The organism is Streptomyces olindensis (assembly GCF_040645895.1).
Classification (GTDB): Bacteria; Actinomycetota; Actinomycetes; order Streptomycetales; family Streptomycetaceae; genus Streptomyces; species Streptomyces olindensis.
This window is the reverse complement of record NZ_JBEYZD010000029.1, coordinates 76,989-98,277: the sequence shown is the minus strand read 5'-3', so window position 1 is coordinate 98,277 and position 21,289 is coordinate 76,989. Positions and strand designations below refer to the sequence as shown.

14 protein-coding genes, 1 tRNA gene and 1 rRNA gene are annotated in these 21,289 nt (G+C 70.5%); 13 read left to right on the top strand and 3 right to left on the bottom strand.

The features are described from left to right. From rrf to ABZ948_RS20320, 3 genes are all read left to right on the top strand, one after another. Positions 1 to 93: ribosomal RNA gene (gene rrf / locus ABZ948_RS20330) — 5S ribosomal RNA — on the top strand; the annotation flags it as partial. Positions 94 to 207: 114 nt separating this feature from the next. After that, on the top strand, positions 208 to 870 hold the full coding sequence (locus ABZ948_RS20325) for a DegT/DnrJ/EryC1/StrS family aminotransferase (protein ID WP_359761416.1): 663 nt from the start codon (positions 208 to 210) through the stop codon (positions 868 to 870). Between the two features lie 74 nt (positions 871 to 944). Further along, a tRNA-Thr gene (locus ABZ948_RS20320) sits at positions 945 to 1,020 on the top strand. A 43-nt stretch (positions 1,021 to 1,063) separates the two neighbouring features. Here the strand turns inward: ABZ948_RS20320 and ABZ948_RS20315 are convergent. After that, positions 1,064 to 3,817, bottom strand: coding sequence for a SpoIIE family protein phosphatase (locus ABZ948_RS20315; RefSeq protein WP_359761403.1), 2,754 nt, complete (start codon positions 3,815 to 3,817; stop codon positions 1,064 to 1,066). A 376-nt stretch (positions 3,818 to 4,193) separates the two neighbouring features. Here ABZ948_RS20315 and ABZ948_RS20310 point away from each other — a divergent pair, with 376 nt between their 5' ends. The 10 genes from ABZ948_RS20310 (at position 4,194) to ABZ948_RS20265 (ending at position 19,409) form a co-directional block, all read left to right on the top strand. Next, positions 4,194 to 9,665 (top strand): HAMP domain-containing protein, encoded by a 5,472-nt coding sequence (locus ABZ948_RS20310; protein WP_359761401.1) that lies wholly within the window; start codon positions 4,194 to 4,196, stop codon positions 9,663 to 9,665. A 307-nt stretch (positions 9,666 to 9,972) separates the two neighbouring features. Further along, positions 9,973 to 10,653: a response regulator gene (locus tag ABZ948_RS20305; RefSeq protein ID WP_359761399.1), complete on the top strand. Its 681-nt coding sequence runs from the start codon at positions 9,973 to 9,975 to the stop codon at positions 10,651 to 10,653. A 126-nt stretch (positions 10,654 to 10,779) separates the two neighbouring features. Then, the gene (locus tag ABZ948_RS20300; protein WP_359761397.1) at positions 10,780 to 13,521 is read left to right on the top strand and encodes a DNA translocase FtsK; all 2,742 of its coding nucleotides are present in this window, start codon (positions 10,780 to 10,782) and stop codon (positions 13,519 to 13,521) included. Between the two features lie 265 nt (positions 13,522 to 13,786). Continuing rightward, positions 13,787 to 14,635, top strand: a complete 849-nt coding sequence (locus tag ABZ948_RS20295; protein ID WP_359761395.1) for a helix-turn-helix domain-containing protein — start codon at positions 13,787 to 13,789, stop codon at positions 14,633 to 14,635. A gap of 93 nt (positions 14,636 to 14,728) precedes the next feature. Beyond that, the gene (gene rimO, locus ABZ948_RS20290) at positions 14,729 to 16,207 is read left to right on the top strand and encodes a 30S ribosomal protein S12 methylthiotransferase RimO (RefSeq protein ID WP_359761393.1); all 1,479 of its coding nucleotides are present in this window, start codon (positions 14,729 to 14,731) and stop codon (positions 16,205 to 16,207) included. After that, positions 16,204 to 17,130: a CDP-diacylglycerol--glycerol-3-phosphate 3-phosphatidyltransferase gene (gene pgsA / locus ABZ948_RS20285; protein ID WP_359761391.1), complete on the top strand. Its 927-nt coding sequence runs from the start codon at positions 16,204 to 16,206 to the stop codon at positions 17,128 to 17,130. Before rimO ends, pgsA begins: the two co-directional genes overlap by 4 nt. Next, positions 17,127 to 17,672 carry a CinA family protein gene (locus ABZ948_RS20280; RefSeq protein WP_359761389.1) on the top strand — a complete coding sequence of 182 codons (546 nt, stop codon included), beginning with the start codon at positions 17,127 to 17,129 and terminating at the stop codon, positions 17,670 to 17,672. The genes pgsA and ABZ948_RS20280 overlap by 4 nt, the downstream gene beginning before the upstream one ends. A 109-nt stretch (positions 17,673 to 17,781) precedes the next feature. Continuing rightward, positions 17,782 to 18,162 (top strand): helix-turn-helix domain-containing protein, encoded by a 381-nt coding sequence (locus ABZ948_RS20275; RefSeq protein ID WP_003993396.1) that lies wholly within the window; start codon positions 17,782 to 17,784, stop codon positions 18,160 to 18,162. A 223-nt stretch (positions 18,163 to 18,385) separates the two neighbouring features. Next, entirely contained in the window at positions 18,386 to 18,856 is a 471-nt protein-coding gene (locus tag ABZ948_RS20270) for a Dps family protein (protein WP_359761387.1), read from the top strand. A gap of 268 nt (positions 18,857 to 19,124) precedes the next feature. Next, positions 19,125 to 19,409 carry a hypothetical protein gene (locus tag ABZ948_RS20265; protein WP_359761414.1) on the top strand — a complete coding sequence of 95 codons (285 nt, stop codon included), beginning with the start codon at positions 19,125 to 19,127 and terminating at the stop codon, positions 19,407 to 19,409. Between the two features lie 190 nt (positions 19,410 to 19,599). On the opposite strand, the gene ABZ948_RS20260 is transcribed toward ABZ948_RS20265, so the two are convergent. Beyond that, positions 19,600 to 20,364 carry an SDR family NAD(P)-dependent oxidoreductase gene (locus ABZ948_RS20260; RefSeq protein WP_359761385.1) on the bottom strand — a complete coding sequence of 255 codons (765 nt, stop codon included), beginning with the start codon at positions 20,362 to 20,364 and terminating at the stop codon, positions 19,600 to 19,602. 36 nt (positions 20,365 to 20,400) lie between these two features. Beyond that, positions 20,401 to 21,228 carry an Fpg/Nei family DNA glycosylase gene (locus tag ABZ948_RS20255; protein ID WP_359761383.1) on the bottom strand — a complete coding sequence of 276 codons (828 nt, stop codon included), beginning with the start codon at positions 21,226 to 21,228 and terminating at the stop codon, positions 20,401 to 20,403. Positions 21,229 to 21,289 lie beyond the last annotated feature (61 nt).

Here is a 21,289-nt window from a genome sequence, read left to right as displayed (position 1 = left end):
ACGCCCGGTTACATTCCGAACCCGGAAGCTAAGCCTTACAGCGCCGATGGTACTGCAGGGGGGACCCTGTGGGAGAGTAGGACGCCGCCGAACAATCATTGACAGGGTTGGACCTGGAACTTCGGTTCCGGGTCCAACCCTTTTTTGTTGTGCGTCACTTGAAGTTCACGTTGCGCAACCAGCATCCACAGCATGGGTACTGCTGCCATGCTCAGGGCTGCCGGTGTCGGACTCGGTGACGAGGTTGTCGTGCCGGCCTTCGGGAACGTCGAAGTCGCCGAGGCCGTCGCCACGGCCGGGGCGCTGCCGGTGTTCGCCGACATAGATCCCCTCACCTACTGCCTTGATCCCGCTGCCGTGGAAGCGGCCGTAACTCCGCGCACCGCGGCCGTGGTTGTCGTACACCGCTTCGGGCGGCTCGCCGACATCGCGCGGCTGCACGGGGTGGGACAGCGGCACGGACTGCTCGTACTGGAACAGGGCGAGTCCGAGGCGCCGTACGACGAGATAGCCCAGCGCCGGGAACGGGCCGCCTATCTCGATGCGAAGCTGCGCGGTGTGCGGACACCCGACGACGGTGACGGGCACACCTACCAGCAGTACGTCGTGCGGGTCCCGGGCAACGGGCGGCCCGACCGGGACGCCTTCGCACGGGCCGTACGAGGCAGGGGAGTCGAAGCGCGGGTGCCGGTGAAGACCCCGGTGCACCGGCTGCCCGAATTCCGGCGCTGTGTGGCCCTTCCGGAGACGGAACGAGCTGCCGACGAAACGCTCGCGCTGCCGGTGGACGCCGGCCTCACCAAGCGGGACATGCAGCGGATCGTGTCCGCCTGCAATGCCCTCGGAGGGCTTCTCCAGCCCGCCTTCTGACGTGGTTGGGAGCACGGGTCTGTTCGGGGTATGATCTATTCCGTTGCCGCGCGGGAAACCCCGCAAAGCGACAGGCCCCTATAGCTCAGTCGGCAGAGCGTCTCCATGGTAAGGAGAAGGTCAACGGTTCGATTCCGTTTGGGGGCTCCAGCAAAAAAGGCCCCACCCTCGCGGGTGGGGCCTTTTGCATGCCCTAGTCCTTGTGGAGACCCGGGACGCGCATTGCCAGGATCGCCATGTCGTCCGACGGGGCGTCCGACGCGAAACGCTCCACCGCGCGCATGATGCGGGCCGCGACCGCGCCGGCCGTAAGACCCGTGCAGGTCGTGAGGACATCAGCGAGACCGTCGTCGCCCAGCATGCGGGCGCCCTCACGGCGTTCGGTGACGCCGTCCGTGACGCACAGCAGGACATCGCCCGGGTCGAGCGTGACCGTCTGCTCGTACAGCTCCAGATCGTCGATGACACCGAGGAGCGGCTGCGGCTCCGCGGCCGGCTCGACCGTGCCGTCCTGGCGCAGGCGCAGGGGGAGCGGGTGGCCGGCGCAGACCACCTTCAACTCGGCGCTGCCGTCCTCCTGGGGACGCATCTCCCCGTAGAGGAGCGTGAGGAAGCGGCTGCGGGCGCCTTCGTCGAGGATGGCGGAGTTGAGGCGCTCCAGGACCGTCGGGCCGCTGAGACCCTCGCGGGCCAGCAGGCGCAGGGCGTGGCGGGCCAGGCCCGTCACCGCTGCCGCGTTCGGGCCCGTGCCGCACACGTCGCCGATGGCGAAGCCGTAAGCGCCGTCGCGGATGGGGAAGACGTCGTAGAAGTCGCCGCCGACCTCGTTGCCCTCGCCGGCCGCGCGGTAGATGACCTCGACCTCGACGCCCTCGATGTCGGGGAGCTCCGGAGGCAGGAGGCTGCGCTGGAGGGACTGGCTGATCGCCGTGCGCTCCGAATAGAGCCGGGCGTTGTCCAGGGCCAGAGCGGCCCTGCGGGACAGGTCCTCGGCCAGTTCCAGGATCTCCTGGCGGAAGTGCTCGTCGGTCGGCTTGCCCAGGGTCAGCATGCCGATGACGCGGTTGCGGGCGACCAGGGGAAGGACGACCGTCTCGCCGCCGACGGCGCCGGCCGTGGCGAGCGTCGGGCCGATGCCGGGCGTGACCTGGTGGGTCGGGCCGCCGCTCAGGCCCAGACTGCGCATGGAGCTGCGCAGGGCCGCCTGGTGGGCGACCTCGGCGGGGGCCGTCCAGACGCGGGCGCCGGGCGTCGGGACCGGGTCCGGCGGCGGGACCTTCGACAGCAGGGACTTGATGCCGTCGATGAGCTCCTCGTCCTCGTGCAGGACGTACGAGAGGTACGGCTCGGAGGCCTGGTCGGCGATCGTGTAGACGGCGCACCAGGTGGCGAGGGTCGGGACGGTCATCTGGGCCATCAGGGCCAGGGTCTGGTCGCGGTCCAGGGTGCCGGCCAGCAGGTCGGAGGCCTCGACCAGGAAGCTCAGGGAGCCGCGGCGCAGGCGTTCCAGTTCGCCCAGGCGGGCCGATTCGACGGCGAGAGCGATGCGGTCGGCGGCGAACTGCAGGCGCAGCGCCTCCTCGTTCGAGTATCTGCCCGGAGCCTCGGCGGCGACGCCGAGGGAGCCGGTGAGGCGGCCCTCGACCTTCAGCGGAACCGTCACGACCGAGCGCATGCCCGTGCCGTTCAGCAGCGGCACCGCGCCCGAGACCGCCGTCAGGTCGTCGTGGACGGCGGGCATACGGGCCGAGCCGTAGCGGCCCGGGCCCGCCTCCACGGGGACGCGGGCGAAACGCTGGCGGGCCGAGGGCAGGCCCGTGGAGGCGCGGACCTCCAGTTCCGTCTCGTCGTCCGTGGCGAGCAAGAGAAACGCCGAGTCGCCGTCGAGCATGTCGCGGGCGCGTTCGACCGTGCGCTGCAGGAGGCCGTCGAGATCGTCGGGGGCCGGGGAGCCGATGAAGACCTCGAAGGGGTCGGTGCTCTGGCCCTCGGAGCCGGTCGAGGTGTCCGAGGAGGGGACGCGCAGGGGTGTCTGAAGAACGGCCCGTTCGTGGTCGCGGACCAGGAGGCACACGGTTGACGGTTCGCCGCCGGTGTCGCGGACCCGCAGGTGGGAGGCGTAGACGGGGGTCACGCGGCCGTTGGCGTCGCGGATGCCGTAGCTGCCCTCCCAGCGGGAGAGGCGGAGGGCCTCCGCGATGCCGGTGCTGGTGCCCGGGGTGTGCGGCCAGGCCGCGAGGTCGGTCAGGGGCTTGCCGGTGACCTGCTCGGCCGGGTAGCCGAAGAGTTCCTCGGCGTCCTCGTTCCAGGCCGTGATGTGGCCGGTGCGGTCGATCTGGATGACGGCCACGCGGACCCGGCCGTCGGCGAGGGGGAGGAGGTCGGCGGGGAGGGCCGGGCCGGCCGCGCGGGTGCCCACCACGCGCGCGGGGAGGTCGAGTTGGAACCAGACCGTCTTGTGGGTGGGCGTGTACTCGACGCCCCAGCGGCCGGCGAGGGCCGCGCAGAGCTGGAGGCCGCGGCCGCCCTCGCGGTCGGGGCTGCCCATGTTGACGGCCGCGCCCTGCAGCGGGATCTCCCGCTCGGGGTAGCGGTCGGCCACCTCGATGCGCACGCCCTCGTCGCTGCGCAGGCACAGCACGTCGGCGGAGGTGCCGGCGTGGACCACGGCGTTGGTCACCAGTTCGCTGGTGAGAACGACGGCGTCGTCGACGATGTCCGCGAATCCCCAGCCCTGGAGGGTGTCGCGGACGAAGGAGCGGGCGCTCGCGACCGATCGCCCGACGGGCTCGAAACTGGCGGCCGCGCGCGCGGTGATCACAGAACTCCTCGACCGGTTCTCGACGTGCTGGGCTGCGTGGCCGACCGGCTCGCGCCGCTGATGCGGCAGGCCGCCCGTCGGCCGGGGGTCCGGGGGCTGTCCCCCCGGGATCAGTCCGGTGGTCATGTGTGCGGCCGCCCCTCCGATGCCCGCTCGTCTTCGTGCCACCGCCCAGGCCGGACGGACCGGCGCGGCTGGACAGCCGGATGCAAGGTTACTTACCTTCGCGGTCCATGCGGATGCCGGTCTGCAGTGTTTCCGTCCGGAGGGTGTGCGGACGATGTGCGAAGCTGCCGAACTGTTATGGCCTGGTTCGGCCAGGGTGAAACACTGGGCAAGCTTCTTGTGAAGGTCCGGGCCGGCTGAGTGCCGGAGGCGTGCGGCGGGCAGCAGCCCCCTGGAACCGGCCTGGTATGCAGGGCAGAGAATACGCAGTAGTAACTGGTACGCCGAGCGGTACCGCGAGCACAGAGTGACGGTCGACCCCTGCGGGAGGGACACAGTGGAGTCTGGCGCAGCGACGCGTGGCACGAAGACGCGCGCGAAAGGCGGACAGTCCCCGAGGAACCAGGGCAAAGTGCGCAACGGCACCACTGAGGTGGACACGGCAGCCCTGAACCGGCTGATGGCGGCCCTGGTGTCCATGCGGGACGGGAATTTCCGCAAGCGGCTCACGGTGTCCGGCGACGGCGTGATGGCCGAGATCGCGGCGGTCTTCAACGAGGTGGCCGACCGGAATCTGCACCTGACGGGCGAGCTGTCCCGGGTGCGGCGGATGGTGGGCCGTGAGGGCAAGCTGACCGAGCGGCTGGAGACGGGTGCCTGCGAGGGCTCCTGGGCGACCGCGATCGACAACTCGAACGCCCTGGTGGACGACCTGGTGCGGCCGGTCTCCGAGGTCGGCCGGGTGCTGTCGGCGGTGGCCGAGGGTGACCTGTCGCCGCGTATGGAGCTGCGGACGCAGGTGGCGGACGGGAACAGTCAGCCGCTGCGGGGCGAGTTCCTGAAGGTCGGGCGGACCGTCAACAATCTGGTCGACCAGCTGTCGACGTTCACCGACGAGGTCACGCGGGTGGCCAGTGAGGTGGGCACCGAGGGCAAGCTGGGCGGACAGGCCCGGGTGCGCGGTATGTCGGGTTCGTGGCGGGACCTCACGGACTCCGTCAACACGATGGCGTACCGGCTGACAGCCCAGGTGAGGGACATCGCGCTGGTGACGACGGCGGTCGCCAAGGGTGATCTGTCCCGCAAGGTCACCGTGCAGGTGGCCGGCGAGATGCTGGAGCTGAAGAACACCGTCAACACGATGGTGGACCAGCTGTCGGCGTTCTCCTCCGAGGTGACCCGAGTGGCCCGTGAGGTGGGCACCGAGGGCGCGCTGGGCGGTCAGGCGCAGGTGCCCGGGGTCGCCGGTGTGTGGAAGGAACTGACCGATTCGGTGAACACCATGGCCGGGAACCTCACGGCCCAGGTGCGCGGGATCGCCGAGGTGACGACCGCGGTCGCCAACGGTGACCTGTCCCGGAAGGTGACCGTCCCGGCGCGCGGCGAGGTCGCGCAGCTCGCCGACACGATCAACCAGATGACCGAGACGCTGCGGATCTTCGCGGACGAGGTCACCCGCGTGGCCAACGAGGTCGGCGCCGAGGGGCGGCTCGGCGGTCAGGCGAACGTGCCGGGTGCGGCGGGGACGTGGAAGGACCTCACCGATTCGGTGAACACGGTCTTCCGGAATCTGACCACTCAGGTGCGGGACATCGCCGCCGTGACGACGGCCGTGGCCAATGGTGATCTGTCGCAGAAGGTCACCGTGGACGTGGCCGGCGAGATGCTGGAGCTGAAGAACACCGTCAACACGATGGTGGACCAGCTGTCCGCCTTCGGTGCCGAAGTGACCCGTGTGGCGCGGGAGATCGGTGTCGAGGGTGAGCTGGGCGGTCAGGCGCAGGTGCCGGGCGCGGCCGGGACGTGGAAGGACCTGACGGACTCCGTCAACACGGCGTTCCGGAACCTCACCGGTCAGGTGCGGAACATCGCCCAGGTGACGACGGCGGTGGCCAACGGCGACCTCTCGCAGAAGGTCACGGTCGACGTCTCCGGCGAGATGCTCAAGCTGAAGAACACCGTTAACACGATGGTGGACCAGCTGTCGAGCTTCGCCGACCAGGTCACCCGGATGGCCCGGGACGTGGGCACGGAGGGGCGGCTCGGCGGTCAGGCGCGGGTCGACGGCGTGTCGGGCACGTGGAAGGAACTGACCGACTCCGTCAACTCGATGGCCGGCAACCTCACCTCCCAGGTGCGGAACATCGCGCAGGTGACGACGGCCGTGGCGCGGGGCGACCTGTCGCAGAAGATCGACGTGGACGCGCGCGGCGAGATCCTGGAGCTGAAGAACACCATCAACACGATGGTCGACCAGCTCTCGGCCTTCGCCGACCAGGTGACCCGGGTGGCGCGCGAGGTGGGCACGGACGGGCGGCTGGGCGGTCAGGCGCAGGTGCCCGGCGTCGCCGGTGTGTGGCGCGACCTGACCGACTCCGTGAACGGCATGGCCGGGAACCTCACCGCGCAGGTGCGCAACATCGCCCAGGTGGCGACGGCGGTGGCCCGGGGTGACCTGTCCCAGAAGATCACCGTGGACGCGCGCGGCGAGATCCTGGAGCTGAAGAACACCCTGAACACGATGGTGGACCAGCTGTCGTCGTTCGCCCAGGAGGTCACGCGAGTGGCCCGTGAGGTGGGTACGGAGGGCATCCTGGGCGGCCAGGCCGAGGTGCAGGGCGTCTCCGGCACCTGGAAGGACCTCACCCAGTCCGTGAACGGCATGGCCAACAACCTGACCATCCAGGTGCGCAACATCGCCGAGGTCACGACCGCGGTCGCCCGGGGCGATCTGTCGAAGAAGATCACCGTCGACGCCAAGGGCGAGATCCTCGAGCTCGTCACGACCGTCAACACGATGGTCGACCAGCTGTCGTCCTTCGCCGAGCAGGTGACCCGGGTGGCCCGTGAGGTGGGTACGGAGGGCATCCTGGGCGGGCAGGCGCACGTGCCGGGTGTCACGGGCATCTGGAAGGACCTGAGCGACAACGTCAACCTGATGGCGAAGAACCTCACCACTCAGGTGCGGAACATCTCGCAGGTCTCGGCGGCGGTCGCCAACGGTGACCTGACACGGCAGGTCACCATCGAGGCGCGCGGCGAGGTCGCGCAGCTCGCCGACACGATCAACACGATGGTGAAGACGCTGAGTTCGTTCGCCGAGCAGGTCACCAAGGTGGCCCGTGAGGTGGGCACGGACGGCATCCTCGGCGGCCAGGCGCACGTACCCGGTGTGGCGGGTACGTGGAAGGACCTGACCGAGTCCGTGAACCAGATGGCGTCGAACCTCACCGGTCAGGTGCGCAACATCGCCATGGTGACCACGGCCATCGCCAAGGGTGACCTGACGAAGAAGATCGACATCGATGCCCGCGGCGAGATCCTGGAGCTGAAGACGACCATCAACACGATGGTCGACCAGCTGTCGTCCTTCGCCGAGGAGGTCACCCGCGTCGCCCGCGAGGTGGGCACGGAAGGGCAGCTCGGCGGTCAGGCACGCGTGCGTGACGTCGACGGCACCTGGCGGGACCTGACCGAGTCCGTGAACGAGATGGCCGGGAACCTGACCCGGCAGGTGCGTGCCATCGCGCGCGTGGCCACCGCGGTGACCCGGGGCGACCTGAACCTGAAGATCGACGTGGACGCGTCCGGGGAGATCCAGGAGCTCCAGGACTACATCAACAAGATGATCGCCAACCTGCGCGACACCACGATCGCCAACAAGGAGCAGGACTGGCTCAAGGGCAACCTCGCCCGGATCTCCGCGCTGATGCAGGGCCGCCGCGACCTGGAGGACGTGGCCTCGCTGATCATGAGCGAGCTGACCCCGGTCGTCTCCGCGCAGCACGGGGCGTTCTTCGTGGCGATGCCGCTCGTCGACGGCGAGGACATGAGCGCCACGGACGAGAACCAGTACGAGCTGCGCATGCTCGGCAGCTACGGCTACTCGATGGGCTCCATGCCGACGTCGTTCCAGCCCGGTGAGGCGCTGGTCGGGACGGCTGCCGAGGAGAAGCGCACGATCCTCGTGGAGAACGCGCCGAGCGGCTACCTGAAGATCTCCTCGGGGCTCGGTGAGGCGCCGCCCGCGCAGGTGATCGTGCTGCCGGTGCTGTTCGAGGGCAGCGTGCTCGGCGTCATCGAGCTGGCGTCCTTCACGCCGTTCACACAGATCCAGAAGGACTTCCTCAACCAGATCGCCGAGATGATCGCGACGAGCGTCAACACCATCTCGGTCAACACCAAGACCGAGCTGCTGCTCGCGCAGTCGCAGGAGCTGACCGAGCAACTGCGCGAGCGCTCCGCCGAGTTGGAGCAGCGGCAGAAGGCCCTCCAGGCGTCCAACGCCGAACTGGAGGAGAAGGCCGAGCTGCTGGCCCAGCAGAACCGCGACATCGAGGTGAAGAACACCGAGATCGAGGAGGCGCGGCAGGTCCTGGAGGAGCGCGCCGAGCAGCTCGCGGTCTCCATGCGCTACAAGAGCGAGTTCCTCGCGAACATGTCGCACGAGCTGCGCACGCCGCTGAACTCGCTGCTGATCCTCGCCAAGCTGCTCGCCGACAACGCCGAGGGGAACCTGTCCCCGAAGCAGGTCGAGTTCGCCGAGACGATCCACGGGGCCGGTTCGGACCTGCTCCAGCTCATCAACGACATCCTCGACCTGTCGAAGGTCGAGGCGGGCAAGATGGACGTCTCACCGACGCGGATCGCGCTCGTCCAGCTCGTGGACTACGTGGAGGCCACCTTCCGGCCGCTGACCGCGGAGAAGGGCCTGGACCTGTCCGTGCGGGTCTCGCCCGAGCTGCCCGCGACGCTGCACACCGACGAGCAGCGGCTGCTGCAGGTGCTGCGGAACCTGCTGTCGAACGCGGTGAAGTTCACCGACTCGGGTTCGGTGGAGCTGGTCATCAGGCCGGCGCGGGACGACGTGCCGCAGAAGATCCGGGAGCAGCTGCTGGAGACGGGCTCACTGACCAACCCGGAGGCCGATCTGATCGCGTTCTCCGTGACGGACACCGGCATCGGTATCGCGTCCAGCAAGATGCGGGTGATCTTCGAGGCGTTCAAGCAGGCCGACGGCACGACCAGCCGCAAGTACGGCGGCACGGGCCTCGGGCTGTCCATCTCGCGGGAGATCGCCCAGCTGCTCGGCGGTGAGATCCACGCCCAGAGCGAGCCGGGCCGTGGCTCGACGTTCACGCTGTACCTGCCGCTGCACCCCAGTGAGCTGCCGCCGCAGGGCTACCAGCAGCAGCTGCCCGCCCTGGAGGCCGGTGACCTGGTGGCGTCGACGTCCGACCTGTCCGAGCTGTCGGAGGTCGAGGTCGAGACGCCGGCCGAGGTGAAGTCGTACCGCGAGACGCAGAACGGGCCGGCCGCCCTGTTCCGGCGGCGGCGCAGGATGCCCGAGCTGGAGGCGCGCCCGGCGCAGCCGGAACAGTGGGCGCCCGCGGAGCAGGAGGCGGCGCCGAAGCCGCACCGCGGTATCCGGTTCGGCGGCCAGAAGGTCCTGATCGTCGACGACGACATCCGTAACGTCTTCGCGCTGACCAGCGTCCTGGAGCAGCACGGACTGTCCGTGCTGTACGCCGAGAACGGCCGTGAGGGCATCGAGGTCCTGGAGCAGCACGACGACGTGGCGGTCGTCCTGATGGACATCATGATGCCCGAGATGGACGGGTACGCGACGACCACGGCGATCCGCAGGATGCCGCAGTTCGCCGGGCTGCCGATCATCGCGCTCACGGCGAAGGCGATGAAGGGCGACCGCGAGAAGGCGATCGAATCGGGTGCTTCCGACTACGTGACCAAGCCGGTCGACCCCGATCACCTCCTGGCGGTGATGGATCAGTGGATGCGAGGGGAATGAGGGGAACGTTGGACTCTTACGCAACCGTGCCGGGAAGGTTCGGTGTTCACACGGAGTTGCCGACTCGGTGTGCGCATAGTCGTGTAGAAGTACGAGATCTGGGGAACCTTCTGGTCTCCTGCTGCGTTTCTGCTACGTGCACAGTGACATCGCGGTGACAGGGTGTGGCGACGGGCAGGGTGCGGCTACGATGACCGGCACAAGGACGGGCGGCGCAAGGGAGTCGTCCCCTGGGGCGGCACCCACCGGTGCGACCCCAGGTCCTGCGGACAGGGGAGGCCCCACGCCGGGGCGAGGAGGGCGGGCCATGGTGCAGAAGGCCAAGATCCTCCTGGTCGATGACCGGCCGGAGAATCTGCTGGCGCTGGAGGCGATCCTCTCTGCGCTCGATCAGACGCTGGTGCGGGCATCGTCCGGGGAGGAAGCGCTCAAAGCGCTGCTCACGGACGACTTCGCGGTCATCCTGCTGGACGTCCAGATGCCGGGGATGGACGGCTTCGAGACGGCCGCGCACATCAAGCGGCGGGAGCGGACCCGGGACATCCCGATCATCTTCCTCACGGCGATCAACCACGGCCCGCACCACACCTTCCGGGGCTACGCGGCGGGCGCGGTCGACTACATCTCCAAGCCGTTCGATCCGTGGGTGCTGCGCGCGAAGGTCTCCGTCTTCGTCGAGCTGTACATGAAGAACTGCCAGCTGCGTGAGCAGGCGTCGCTGCTGCGGCTCCAGTTGGAGGGCGGCGGCAAGGAGGCGGACGGCGAGGCCAAGGAGTCGGCCGGGCTGCTCGCCGAGCTCTCCGCGCGCCTCGCGGCCGTCGAGGAGCAGGCCGAGGCGCTGACCAAGCAGCTCAACGACGAGTCGACGGACGCCGCCGCGGTGGCCACGGCGGCTCATTTGGAGCGCAAGCTCACGGGGTTGCGGCGGGCGCTGGACGCGCTGGAGCCGGGCACCGGGAGCACGTCCTCGGTGTCCACGCAGAACTGACGCGCGGGCAGGCGGGGTTGCCGCCCGTGAGCGCGCGTCAGTTTCTGGCCTCTCCCGGAGCGACACGAACGGGTGAAGCCGTAGGCACACGTGTCCCCTGTCGTCTCCACCGGTAACCTCACACCCATGGCCTCACGTCCCTCCGCAGCCAAGAAGTCGCCCGCGAAGAAGGCGGCCGCTTCCGCGAAGGCTCCGGCGAAGAAGGCCGCTGCCAAGAAGGCACCCGCGAAGAAGGCGCCCGCCAAGAAGGCCGCGGCGAAGAAACCCGCGCCCAAACCGGCACCCAGCCCGACCGGGGGCATCTACCGGCTCGTGCGCGCCGTGTGGCTCGGCGTCGCGCACGCGGTCGGTGCCGTCTTCCGCGGCATAGGGCAGGGCGCCAAGAACCTCGACCCGGCCCACCGCAAGGACGGCGTCGCCCTGCTGCTGCTCGCCATCGCGCTGATCGTCGCCGCCGGCACCTGGGCCGACCTGAAGGGCCCCGTGGGCGATCTGGTCGAGATCCTGGTGACCGGTGCCTTCGGCCGGCTCGACCTGCTCGTGCCGATACTGCTCGCCGTCATCGCCGTCCGCTTCATCCGCCATCCGGAGCAGCCCGAGGCCAACGGCCGGATCGTCATCGGCCTGTCCGCGCTCGTCATCGGCGTGCTCGGCCAGGTCCACATCGCGTGCGGGTCGCCCGCGCGTGGGGACGGCATGCAGGCCATAAGGGACGCCGGCGGGCTCATCGGCTGGGCCATGGCGACCCCGCTGTCCTACGCCATGGGCGACGTGCTCGCCGTGCCGCTGCTCGTGCTGCTGACGATCTTCGGGCTGCTGGTCGTCACGGCCACCCCGGTCAACGCCATTCCGCAGCGGCTGCGGCTGCTCGGCATGCGGCTCGGGATCGTCCGCGACCCGGCCGAGGACGAGTTCGGCCTCCCCGAGGACGACGAGCGGTACGAGGAGCAGTGGCGTGAGGCGCTGCCCGCGCGCCCGCGCGGCAGGCGTGCGCCGGCGCCCGCGGCGTACGACCCCGACAGCGCCGAGCAGGAGGCGCTCCAGAAGCGCCGTGGCCGGCCCCGGCGCTCGGCCGTGCCGCAGCCCGACATGGACCGGCCCAGGGACGCCGTGGACGTCGCCGCGGCGGCTGCCGCCGCGCTCGACGGCGCCGTGCTGCACGGGATGCCGCCCTCGCCCATCGTCGCCGACCTCACCCAGGGCGTGCGGGTGGGCGATCAGGAGCCGACCACGCCGACGCCCGTCCCGGCCGCCCGGCCCCAGCAGGACAAGGCCCAGCAGGACAAGCCGGAGCCGCAGAAGCCGAAGGCGGGCGTCCGCGACCTCACCAAGTCCCCGCCCTCCGAGCCCCGCGATCTGCCCCCGCGCGCGGAGCAGCTCCAGCTCTCCGGCGACATCACGTACTCCCTGCCCTCGCTCGACCTGCTGGAGCGCGGCGGCCCGGGCAAGGCCCGCAGCGCCGCCAACGACGCCATAGTCGCCGCGCTGACCAACGTCTTCACCGAGTTCAAGGTCGACGCCAGCGTCACCGGCTTCACCCGCGGGCCGACGGTCACGCGCTACGAGATCGAGCTCGGCCCCGCCGTGAAGGTCGAGCGGATCACCGCCCTCGCCAAGAACATCGCCTACGCCGTCGCCAGCCCGGACGTGCGGATCATCAGCCCGATCCCCGGCAAGTCCGCGGTCGGCATCGAGATCCCGAACACCGACCGGGAGATGGTCAACCTCGGTGACGTCCTGCGTCTGGCGGAGTCCGCCGAGGACGACGACCCGATGCTGGTCGCGTTCGGCAAGGACGTCGAGGGCGGCTACGTCATGCACTCGCTGGCGAAGATGCCGCACATGCTGGTCGCCGGCGCCACCGGCTCCGGAAAGTCGTCCTGCATCAACTGCCTGATCACCTCGATCATGATGCGGGCGACCCCCGAGGACGTCCGGATGATCCTCGTCGACCCCAAGCGGGTCGAGCTGACCGCCTACGAGGGCATCCCGCACCTGATCACGCCGATCATCACCAACCCCAAGCGGGCCGCCGAGGCGCTCCAGTGGGTCGTCCGCGAGATGGACCTGCGCTACGACGACCTGGCCGCCTACGGCTACCGGCACATCGACGACTTCAACCGCGCGGTGCGCGAGGGCAAGGTCAAGCCGCCCGAGGGCAGCGAGCGCGAGCTCCAGCCGTACCCGTACCTGCTGGTCATCGTGGACGAGCTGGCCGACCTGATGATGGTGGCGCCGCGGGACGTCGAGGACGCGATCGTGCGCATCACCCAGCTCGCGCGCGCGGCCGGCATCCACCTGGTGCTCGCCACGCAGCGGCCCTCGGTGGACGTCGTCACCGGTCTGATCAAGGCGAACGTGCCGTCCCGGCTCGCCTTCGCCACCTCCTCGCTGGCCGACTCGCGGGTCATCCTCGACCAGCCGGGCGCCGAGAAGCTCATCGGTAAGGGTGACGGACTGTTCCTGCCGATGGGGGCCAACAAGCCCACCCGTATGCAGGGCGCCTTCGTCACCGAGGAGGAGATCGCGGGCGTCGTCCGGCACTGCAAGGAGCAGATGACGCCCGTCTTCCGGGACGACGTCGTCGTCGGCACCAAGCAGAAGAAGGAGATCGACGAGGACATCGGCGACGACCTCGACCTGCTGTGCCAGGCGGCGGAACTGGTCGTCTCCACGCAGTTCGGTTCGACGTCCATGCTCCAGCGCAAGCTGCGCGTCGGCTTCGCCAAGGCCGGGCGGCTGATGGACCTCATGGAGTCCCGGAACATCGTCGGGCCGAGCGAGGGTTCCAAGGCACGTGACGTTCTTGTGAAGCCTGATGAGCTGGATGGCGTGCTCGCCCTGATCCGGGGGGAGTCTGAAGGGTAGGGAAGCGGGACACGGTGGTCGCCTCGCGGGGCGGTGTACGGCAACCGGGTGTCCGGATCGTGACTCACCCGTAAGGGATCATCGAGCAACCGTTTCCGTTCGGCGTACGTCAAGTTGAGGGAAGCGAAAAGCAGCGACCCCACCATCGGGATGTCGGGCCATTCCGATGGCGTACAAAGTGCCACTGCCCGGTTGCCCCACCCTTTTGTACCCCCCCTAGACTGAACCTCCAGCACAGGCGGCTACACGCTCGAAAGGCGCCCCCGTGTCCATCGGCAACTCCCCTGAAGACGAGCGTCCGTTCGAAGACGAGCGCGTCGAAGAAGACCGCGAGGAAGCCCGCCCCTCCATCGGCCGTGCCCTGCAGCAGGCTCGTATCGCCGCCGGGCTGACCGTCGACGACGTCAGTAGCGCCACCCGTGTCCGCATGAACATCGTGCACGCCATCGAGGCGGACGACTTCACCGCCTGCGGTGGGGACGTGTACGCCCGCGGACACATCAGGACCCTGGCCAAGGCCGTCCACCTCGACCCGGCCCCGCTGCTCGCCCAGTACGGCGACGAACACGGCGGGCGTCCGGCACCGACCCCGGCAGCTCCCCTCTTCGAGGCGGAACGTATCCGTCCGGAGCGGCGGGGGCCCAACTGGACCGCGGCCATGGTCGCCGCGATCGTCGCCGTCATCGGCTTCGTCGGGTTCACGATGTTCCAGGGCGGCGACGACGGCTCCGGCGAGGCCAACGTGGCCGAGGGCTCCACGCCCGGCGACTCCGCCACTCCCACCACCAAGACCAAGAAGCCCGCCGCCCCCAAGCCCGAGCCCTCGGACAGCGCCATCGCGGCCGCGCCGCAGGACAAGGTGACGGTCCAGGTGGCCGCCGCCGACGGCCGCAGCTGGATCGCCGCCCGTGACCACAACGGCCGGATGCTCTTCGACGGCGTCCTCAAGCAGGGCGACTCCAAGACCTTCCAGGACAGCTCCAAGATCCACCTGGTCCTCGGGGACGCCGGCGCGATCGACCTCTTCGTCAACGGCAAGAAGATCGAGGACGACTTCCAGCCCGGCTCCGTCGAACGCCTGACGTACACCAAGGGCGACCCCGAAGCCGGGTGACTCGTCCGAAGGGGTGCAGCACATACGGGGTTGGCCATGATCGGCCAACCCCGTCGACGTGGGGTGTCAGCGGGACGAAGTAGTCTTGAGCCCATGCCTGAACGCCGTACCGTCGCACTCGTCACCCTTGGCTGCGCCCGTAACGAGGTGGACTCGGAGGAGCTCGCAGGCCGTTTGGAGGCGGACGGCTGGCAGCTCGTGGAGGACGCCGAGGCCGCGGACGTCGCCGTCGTGAACACCTGTGGCTTCGTCGAAGCCGCCAAGAAGGACTCCGTCGACGCCCTCCTGGAAGCCAACGACCTCAAGGGACACGGCAGAACCCAGGCCGTCGTGGCGGTGGGCTGCATGGCCGAGCGGTACGGCAAGGAACTCGCCGAGGCCCTCCCCGAGGCCGACGGCGTACTCGGCTTCGACGACTACGCGAACATCTCCGACCGCCTCCAGACCATCCTGAACGGCGGCATCCACGCCGCGCACACCCCGCGCGACCGGCGCAAGCTGCTGCCGATCAGCCCCGCGGAGCGGCAGGAGTCGGCCACCGGCGTCGCGCTGCCCGGGCACGCCCCCGCCGACCTTCCGGAGGGCCTCGCTCCGGCCTCCGGCCCCCGCGCGCCCCTGCGCCGCCGGCTGGACGGCTCCCCGGTCGCCTCCGTGAAGCTCGCCTCCGGGTGTGACCGGCGCTGCTCCTTCTGCGCCATCCCGTCCTTCCGCGGCTCCTTCATCTCCCGCCGCCCGAGCGACGTGCTGAACGAGACCCGCTGGCTCGCCGAGCAGGGCGTGAAGGAGATCATGCTGGTCTCCGAGAACAACACCTCCTACGGCAAGGACCTGGGCGACATCCGCCTGCTGGAGTCGCTGCTGCCCGAGCTCGCCGAGGTCGACGGCATCGAGCGGGTGCGCGTCAGCTACCTCCAGCCGGCCGAGATGCGCCCCGGCCTCATCGACGTCCTGACGTCGACCCCGAAGGTCGCGCCCTACTTCGACCTGTCCTTCCAGCACTCCGCGCCCGGCGTGCTGCGCGCGATGCGCCGCTTCGGTGACACCGACCGGTTCCTGGAACTGCTCGACACCATCCGCAGCAAGGCGCCCGAGGCCGGCGTGCGCTCCAACTTCATCGTCGGCTTCCCCGGCGAGAGCGAGGCCGACCTCGCCGAGCTGGAGCGCTTCCTTAACGGCGCCCGGCTGGACGCCATCGGCGTCTTCGGCTACTCCGACGAGGAGGGCACCGAGGCGGCGACGTACGAGAACAAGCTCGACGAGGACGTCGTCGCCGAGCGGCTGGCCCGCGTCTCCCGGCTCGCCGAGGAGCTCGTCTCGCAGCGCGCCGAGGAGCGCGTCGGCCAGACGGTGCACGTGCTCGTCGAGTCCGTGGACGAGGACGGCGTGTACGGCCGCGCGGCGCACCAGGCGCCCGAGACGGACGGCCAGGTGCTGCTCACGAGCGGCGAGGGTCTGGGCGTCGGCCGTATGGTCGAGGCCAAGGTGGTCGGTACGGAGGGTGTCGACCTGGTGGCCGAGCCGCTGCAGAGCTCGTTCGCGTCGCCTGCGTGGAGTGAGGAGGCGGGCAGATGACCGGTGTCCCGGCATCCGCGGCGGGAGGCCCCTCCGGCGCGAGGAGGGCCGCGGCAGGCGCGGCCTCCGCGGCCTCGGGGAAGGTTCCCGGGGCGGCGGTGGGGCGTGCGGCCGCGCGGTCGGCCGAGGGCGGGGCGACCGGAGCGGGGCCCGGCGCGCCGGCCGGTGCGGGTCATGGTGGTGCGGGTCACGGCGGTGCGGCCGGTGCGGGTCACGGCGGTGCGGCCTCGGGTGAGGCCGGGGCCGGCGTGGACGAGGCCCCGGAGAGCGTCGACGACGCGCAGGGCGAGGACAGGCCGGCGCGGGGCGGGAAGCTGGCGGCGGCCGCCGTCAACCAGGCCAGTGTCTGGAACATCGCCAACCTCCTGACGATGCTCCGGCTGGTCCTCGTACCGGCCTTCGTCGCGCTGATGCTCGCCGACGGCGGATACGACCCGGCGTGGCGGTCCCTCGCCTGGGCGGCCTTCGCCATCGCCATGATCACCGACCTCTTCGACGGCCACCTGGCGCGCGCCTACAACCTGGTCACGGACTTCGGGAAGATCGCCGACCCCATCGCCGACAAGGCGATCATGGGGGCGGCGCTGATCTGCCTGTCCGCGCTCGGCGATCTGCCGTGGTGGGTGACCGGGGTCATCCTCGGGCGGGAACTGGGGATCACCCTGTTGCGTTTCCTCGTCATCCGGTACGGCGTCATCCCCGCCAGCCGCGGAGGCAAGCTCAAGACGCTCACCCAGGGCGTGGCCGTGGGCATGTACGTGCTGGCGCTGACGGGGTGGCTGGCCACCCTGAGGTGGTGGGTGATGGCCGCGGCGGTCGTACTGACCGTGGTGACCGGGCTCGACTATGTGAAACAGGCCATTGTGCTGCGCAGGCGGGGAATCGCCGAGCGCAAGGCCGCGTTGGAGGAGAAGGAAGCGTGAGTTCCACGGCCACCGACGTGGTGCGACTACTCACGGTGAAGGGCGAGACGCTCGCCGTCGCGGAGTCGCTGACCGGTGGCCTCGTTGCGGCGGAGATCACATCCGTCCCCGGGGCGTCCAAGGTCTTCCGGGGCTCGGTGACCGCCTACGCCACCGAACTGAAGCAGGAACTGCTCGGTGTCGACGCCACCCTGCTGGCGGCGCGCGGAGCGGTGGACCCGCAGGTCGCGGCGCAGATGGCGGTCGGCGTGCGCAAGGCCCTCAACACCGACTGGGGCATCGCGACCACCGGTGTGGCGGGCCCGGATCCGCAGGACGGACAGCCCGTCGGGACGGTCTTCGTGGCCGTGGACGGACCCGCCGGGGCCGATTCCGGTTCTGCCGGCGGCGGAAAAGTGGAGGGTCTGCGGTTGAACGGCGACCGCGCGGAAATTCGTAGAGAGAGTGTACGGAGCGTACTCGCACTGCTCCTGGAGGAGCTTGCGAGCGAACAGACTGGGAATGAGCGGGCACAGGATACGGAACGGAACGGGGGGTTTTGATGTTTGCAGCCCTGAGTGAACACGACATCGCTCCCCGCACGGCCGCGGCGCAAGGCGGTACGGTGGGGCGTAATGGATGCGGCTACGCGGTCCGAGGAGGGAGCCACCGATGATTCTGCTCCGTCGCCTGCTGGGTGACGTGCTGCGTCGGCAGCGCCAGCGCCAGGGCCGTACTCTGCGCGAAGTCTCCTCGTCCGCCCGAGTCTCACTCGGCTATCTCTCCGAGGTGGAGCGGGGGCAGAAGGAGGCTTCCTCCGAGCTGCTCTCCGCCATCTGCGACGCGCTGGACGTACGGATGTCCGAGCTCATGCGGGAAGTGAGCGACGAACTCGCCCTCGCCGAGCTGGCCCAGTCCGCTGCGGCCACCCCCAGCGAGCCTGTGCCCACGCCGGTTCGGCCGATGCTGGGCTCCGTTTCGGTGACCGGTGTGCCACCGGAACGGGTGACCATCAAGGCGCCCGCCGAGGCGGTGGACGTCGTCGCCGCGTGAGCGTTCGCGCGTGCGCGGCATGAACGAACGGTGCTGATCGGGCGCCGAGACGTGGTGAGGCCCCGGCCGGGGTTCTCTGGGAGATCCGGAGGGATATCGGTCGGGGTTTTCGCTTGCCTGGGGGCCGCCTGACCCCGACGTGCCCGGTTTGTGTGCGTTTGCCGGTGGGGCGTGCGGCCGTCATCGTTGAGGGGATGGCGGGGGGCAGTCCACGGAGGTGCGGATGTACGTCGTGAAGAGCCCGTTGTCGGACGCGAGCCTGAAGACCGTCTCCGAGGCGCTGCAGGGTGCCCTCGTCGACCTGGTCGACCTCGCCCTCGTGGCGAAGCAGATCCACTGGAACGTGGTGGGGCCGCGCTTCCGTTCCGTGCACCTCCAGCTCGACGAGGTCGTCGACACCGCGCGGCAGTACTCCGACACGGTGGCGGAGCGCGCCGCCGCGCTCGGGATCCCGCCCGACGGGCGGGCCGCGACGGTGGCCGTCGGCAGCGGTATCGGTGTGACGCCCGAGGGCTGGGTCGACGACACGACCGCCGTGGGGACGCTCGTCGAGGCGCTGGGCGCGGTGATCGCGCGGATGCGGGAGCGGGTGGAGGCGACCGGTGAGCCGGATCCGGTGAGCCAGGACATCTTCATCGGGATCACCGCGGACCTGGAGAAGCATCACTGGATGTTCCAGGCCGAGAACGGGTGACCGGAGCGGGTGCGGCGGCCTGCGTGGCAGTGGGAGCTGCGGCCTCTGTGGGGGCAGCGGGCGCGGCGGCCTCTGTGGAGGCGGCGGCCTGCGTGGCAGTGGGCGCGGGGCCGGGCGGGGGTGTCGCCGCTCGGCGGGGAGGGGTGCGCGGTGCGCCTGTGTGCCCGTGGTGCGCCCTGTCCGGGGGGTCGGGCGGCCGAATAGCGTCGGGCCGGAGGTGGCGGCCATGGCGGGGATAGAGCGCCGCCGGGGGGTCTGGCGCTGGGGGATGCGCGGGGGCCTGCTCGGGCTGGGGGCGCTGTGGTGGTGGGCCGTGCTCCGGCTGGCGGTGGCGCCCGGTGCGGGGGTGCTGGAGGCGGCCGTCGCGGCCGGTGGGTGGGGGCTGAGTGTGTTGCCGGTGCATTGTGTGCCGAAGGGGCGGGCGCGGGGGGTTGTCGGCTCGGGGTGGTGGCGGAGGTTCTGGGGAGTGGGGGGTCGGGGTGTGGTGTCGCGGGGGTGGGGTGGGGTGTTCCGTCGGGAGGGTGTGGTGTCACGGCGGGGCGGGGTGCGGTGACGCGGCGGGGATGAGGGGTTGTGGGGGCCGTCGATGGCGTGGCTCGTGGGCCGGCAGAGGGCTGGGCTCAGGGCAATCGGACGGCGGCTGTATCGGACGGCTGGCCCGGCGGCGTCGGCCGGGCCGTGGGGGTGTGTGCCGTCGCTGGTCGCGCGGTGGGGCGGTGGTCGGCTCATCGGTGAGGCCGGGGCTACCACGGCATCGCCACGCCCCCGTTCGGGCGGAGGATCTGACCCGTTGTGAAGGCCGAGGCGTCGGAGGCCAGGTGCAGGACCGCGTGGGCGATGTCCTCGGGCTCGCCGACCCGGCCCAGGGGTGACATGCGGGCCATGGCGGACTCCGTGCGCGTCTGGGCCTCGCTGTCGTGGCGGTCGGTCATCGGCGTACGGATCCAGCCCGGTGCGACCGCGTTGACGCGGATGCCGTGCCGGCCGACCTCGGTCGCGAGAGTCTTCGTCAGCTGGACGACCGCCGCCTTGGCCGCGCCGTAGCAGAGCAGTCCGGGGCCGCCTGTGTCGACGGCGCCCGAGGCCATGGTGACGATGCTGCCCCGGGTGCCGCGGGCGATCATCAGTCGGGCCGCCTCCTGGCAGGCGTAGAGCACGCCCTTGAAATTCACGTTCAGTACCCGCTCGAGGTCCTCGTCCCGGGTCTCCAGTACCGGGCTGCTGTGCATGACGCCGGCGATCGCGGCCAGGACCTCCAGGCGTGCGCAGGAGGTGATGGCCTGCCGCAGCCGGGAGCGGTCGGTGACGTCGAGGACGTGGGTGCGGGCGGTGCCGCCGGCGGCCTTGATCGCGGTCGCCGTCTCGCGCAGGCCCTCGGCGTCGCGGTCCGCGCAGTGCACGGTCGCGCCCGCCTCGGCGAGCAGGAGCGCCGAGGCCCGGCCGATGCCGCTCGCGGCGCCGGTGACGAACGCGGTCCGGCCGGTGAGGTCGTACGCCGTGACGGGCATACCGGGACCGTACGAGCGTTTCTGACGGCCCGTCAATTAGTGGGACCGGGTCCGGATGCGTCCGGTCGGCGCGGGGGCGGGGCCGGGCTGGCAGGCGGGGCACCAGTAGGTGGGGCGTTCGCGGGAGCCGTCGCCCTGGTCAGCCACCCGGACGGAGGTGCCGCAGCGCAGGCAGGGGCGGGGTGCCCGGCCGTACACGAAGAGGTCCTGGCCGCGGCGGCCTGTCGTGCTGCGGATCGGGCGGTCGCGGTTGGTCTCCAGCAGCTTCTTGGCGAGCGCGGGCAGCTTCGCGGCGCGCTCGGCGGGCAGGTCGCCCGCGGGGAGCCAGGGGGTGACGCCCAGGAGGAAGCACAGCTCGCTCTTGTAGACGTTGCCGATGCCGGCGAGGTTGCGCTGGTCGAGCAGGGCCTCGCCGAGGGGGCGGGCCGGGTCCTGGAGGAGGTTGGCGAGGGCCCGGTCGGGGTCCCAGTCGGGGCCGAGGAGGTCGGGACCGAGGTGGCCGACCGCGCGGTGCTCGTCGGTGGTGCGCAGGAGTTCCAGAACGGGGAGTCGGTAGCCGACGGCCGTGCGGTCGGTGTTGCCGAGGATCGCGCGGATCTGGTGGCCGGGTCCGCCGGTCCAGCGCCGGCCGTTGTCGTAGACCTTCCAGGAGCCGTCCATCCGCAGGTGGGAGTGGAGGGTCAGGCCGCCCTCGACGCGGGTCAGGAGGTGCTTGCCTCGCGGGGTGACGTCGAGGACGACACGGCCCGTGAGGTCGGCCGTGGCGAAGCGGGGCACCCGGAGGTCGCTGCGGGTCAGCACCTTGCCCGCGAGGGCGCTGTGCAGCCGTCTCGCGGTCTGCCAGACCGTGTCTCCTTCGGGCATACGTCAAGGGTGGCACGGGCACTGAGCGGGTGCCGGGGTGCCGGGGTGCCGGGGTGCCGGT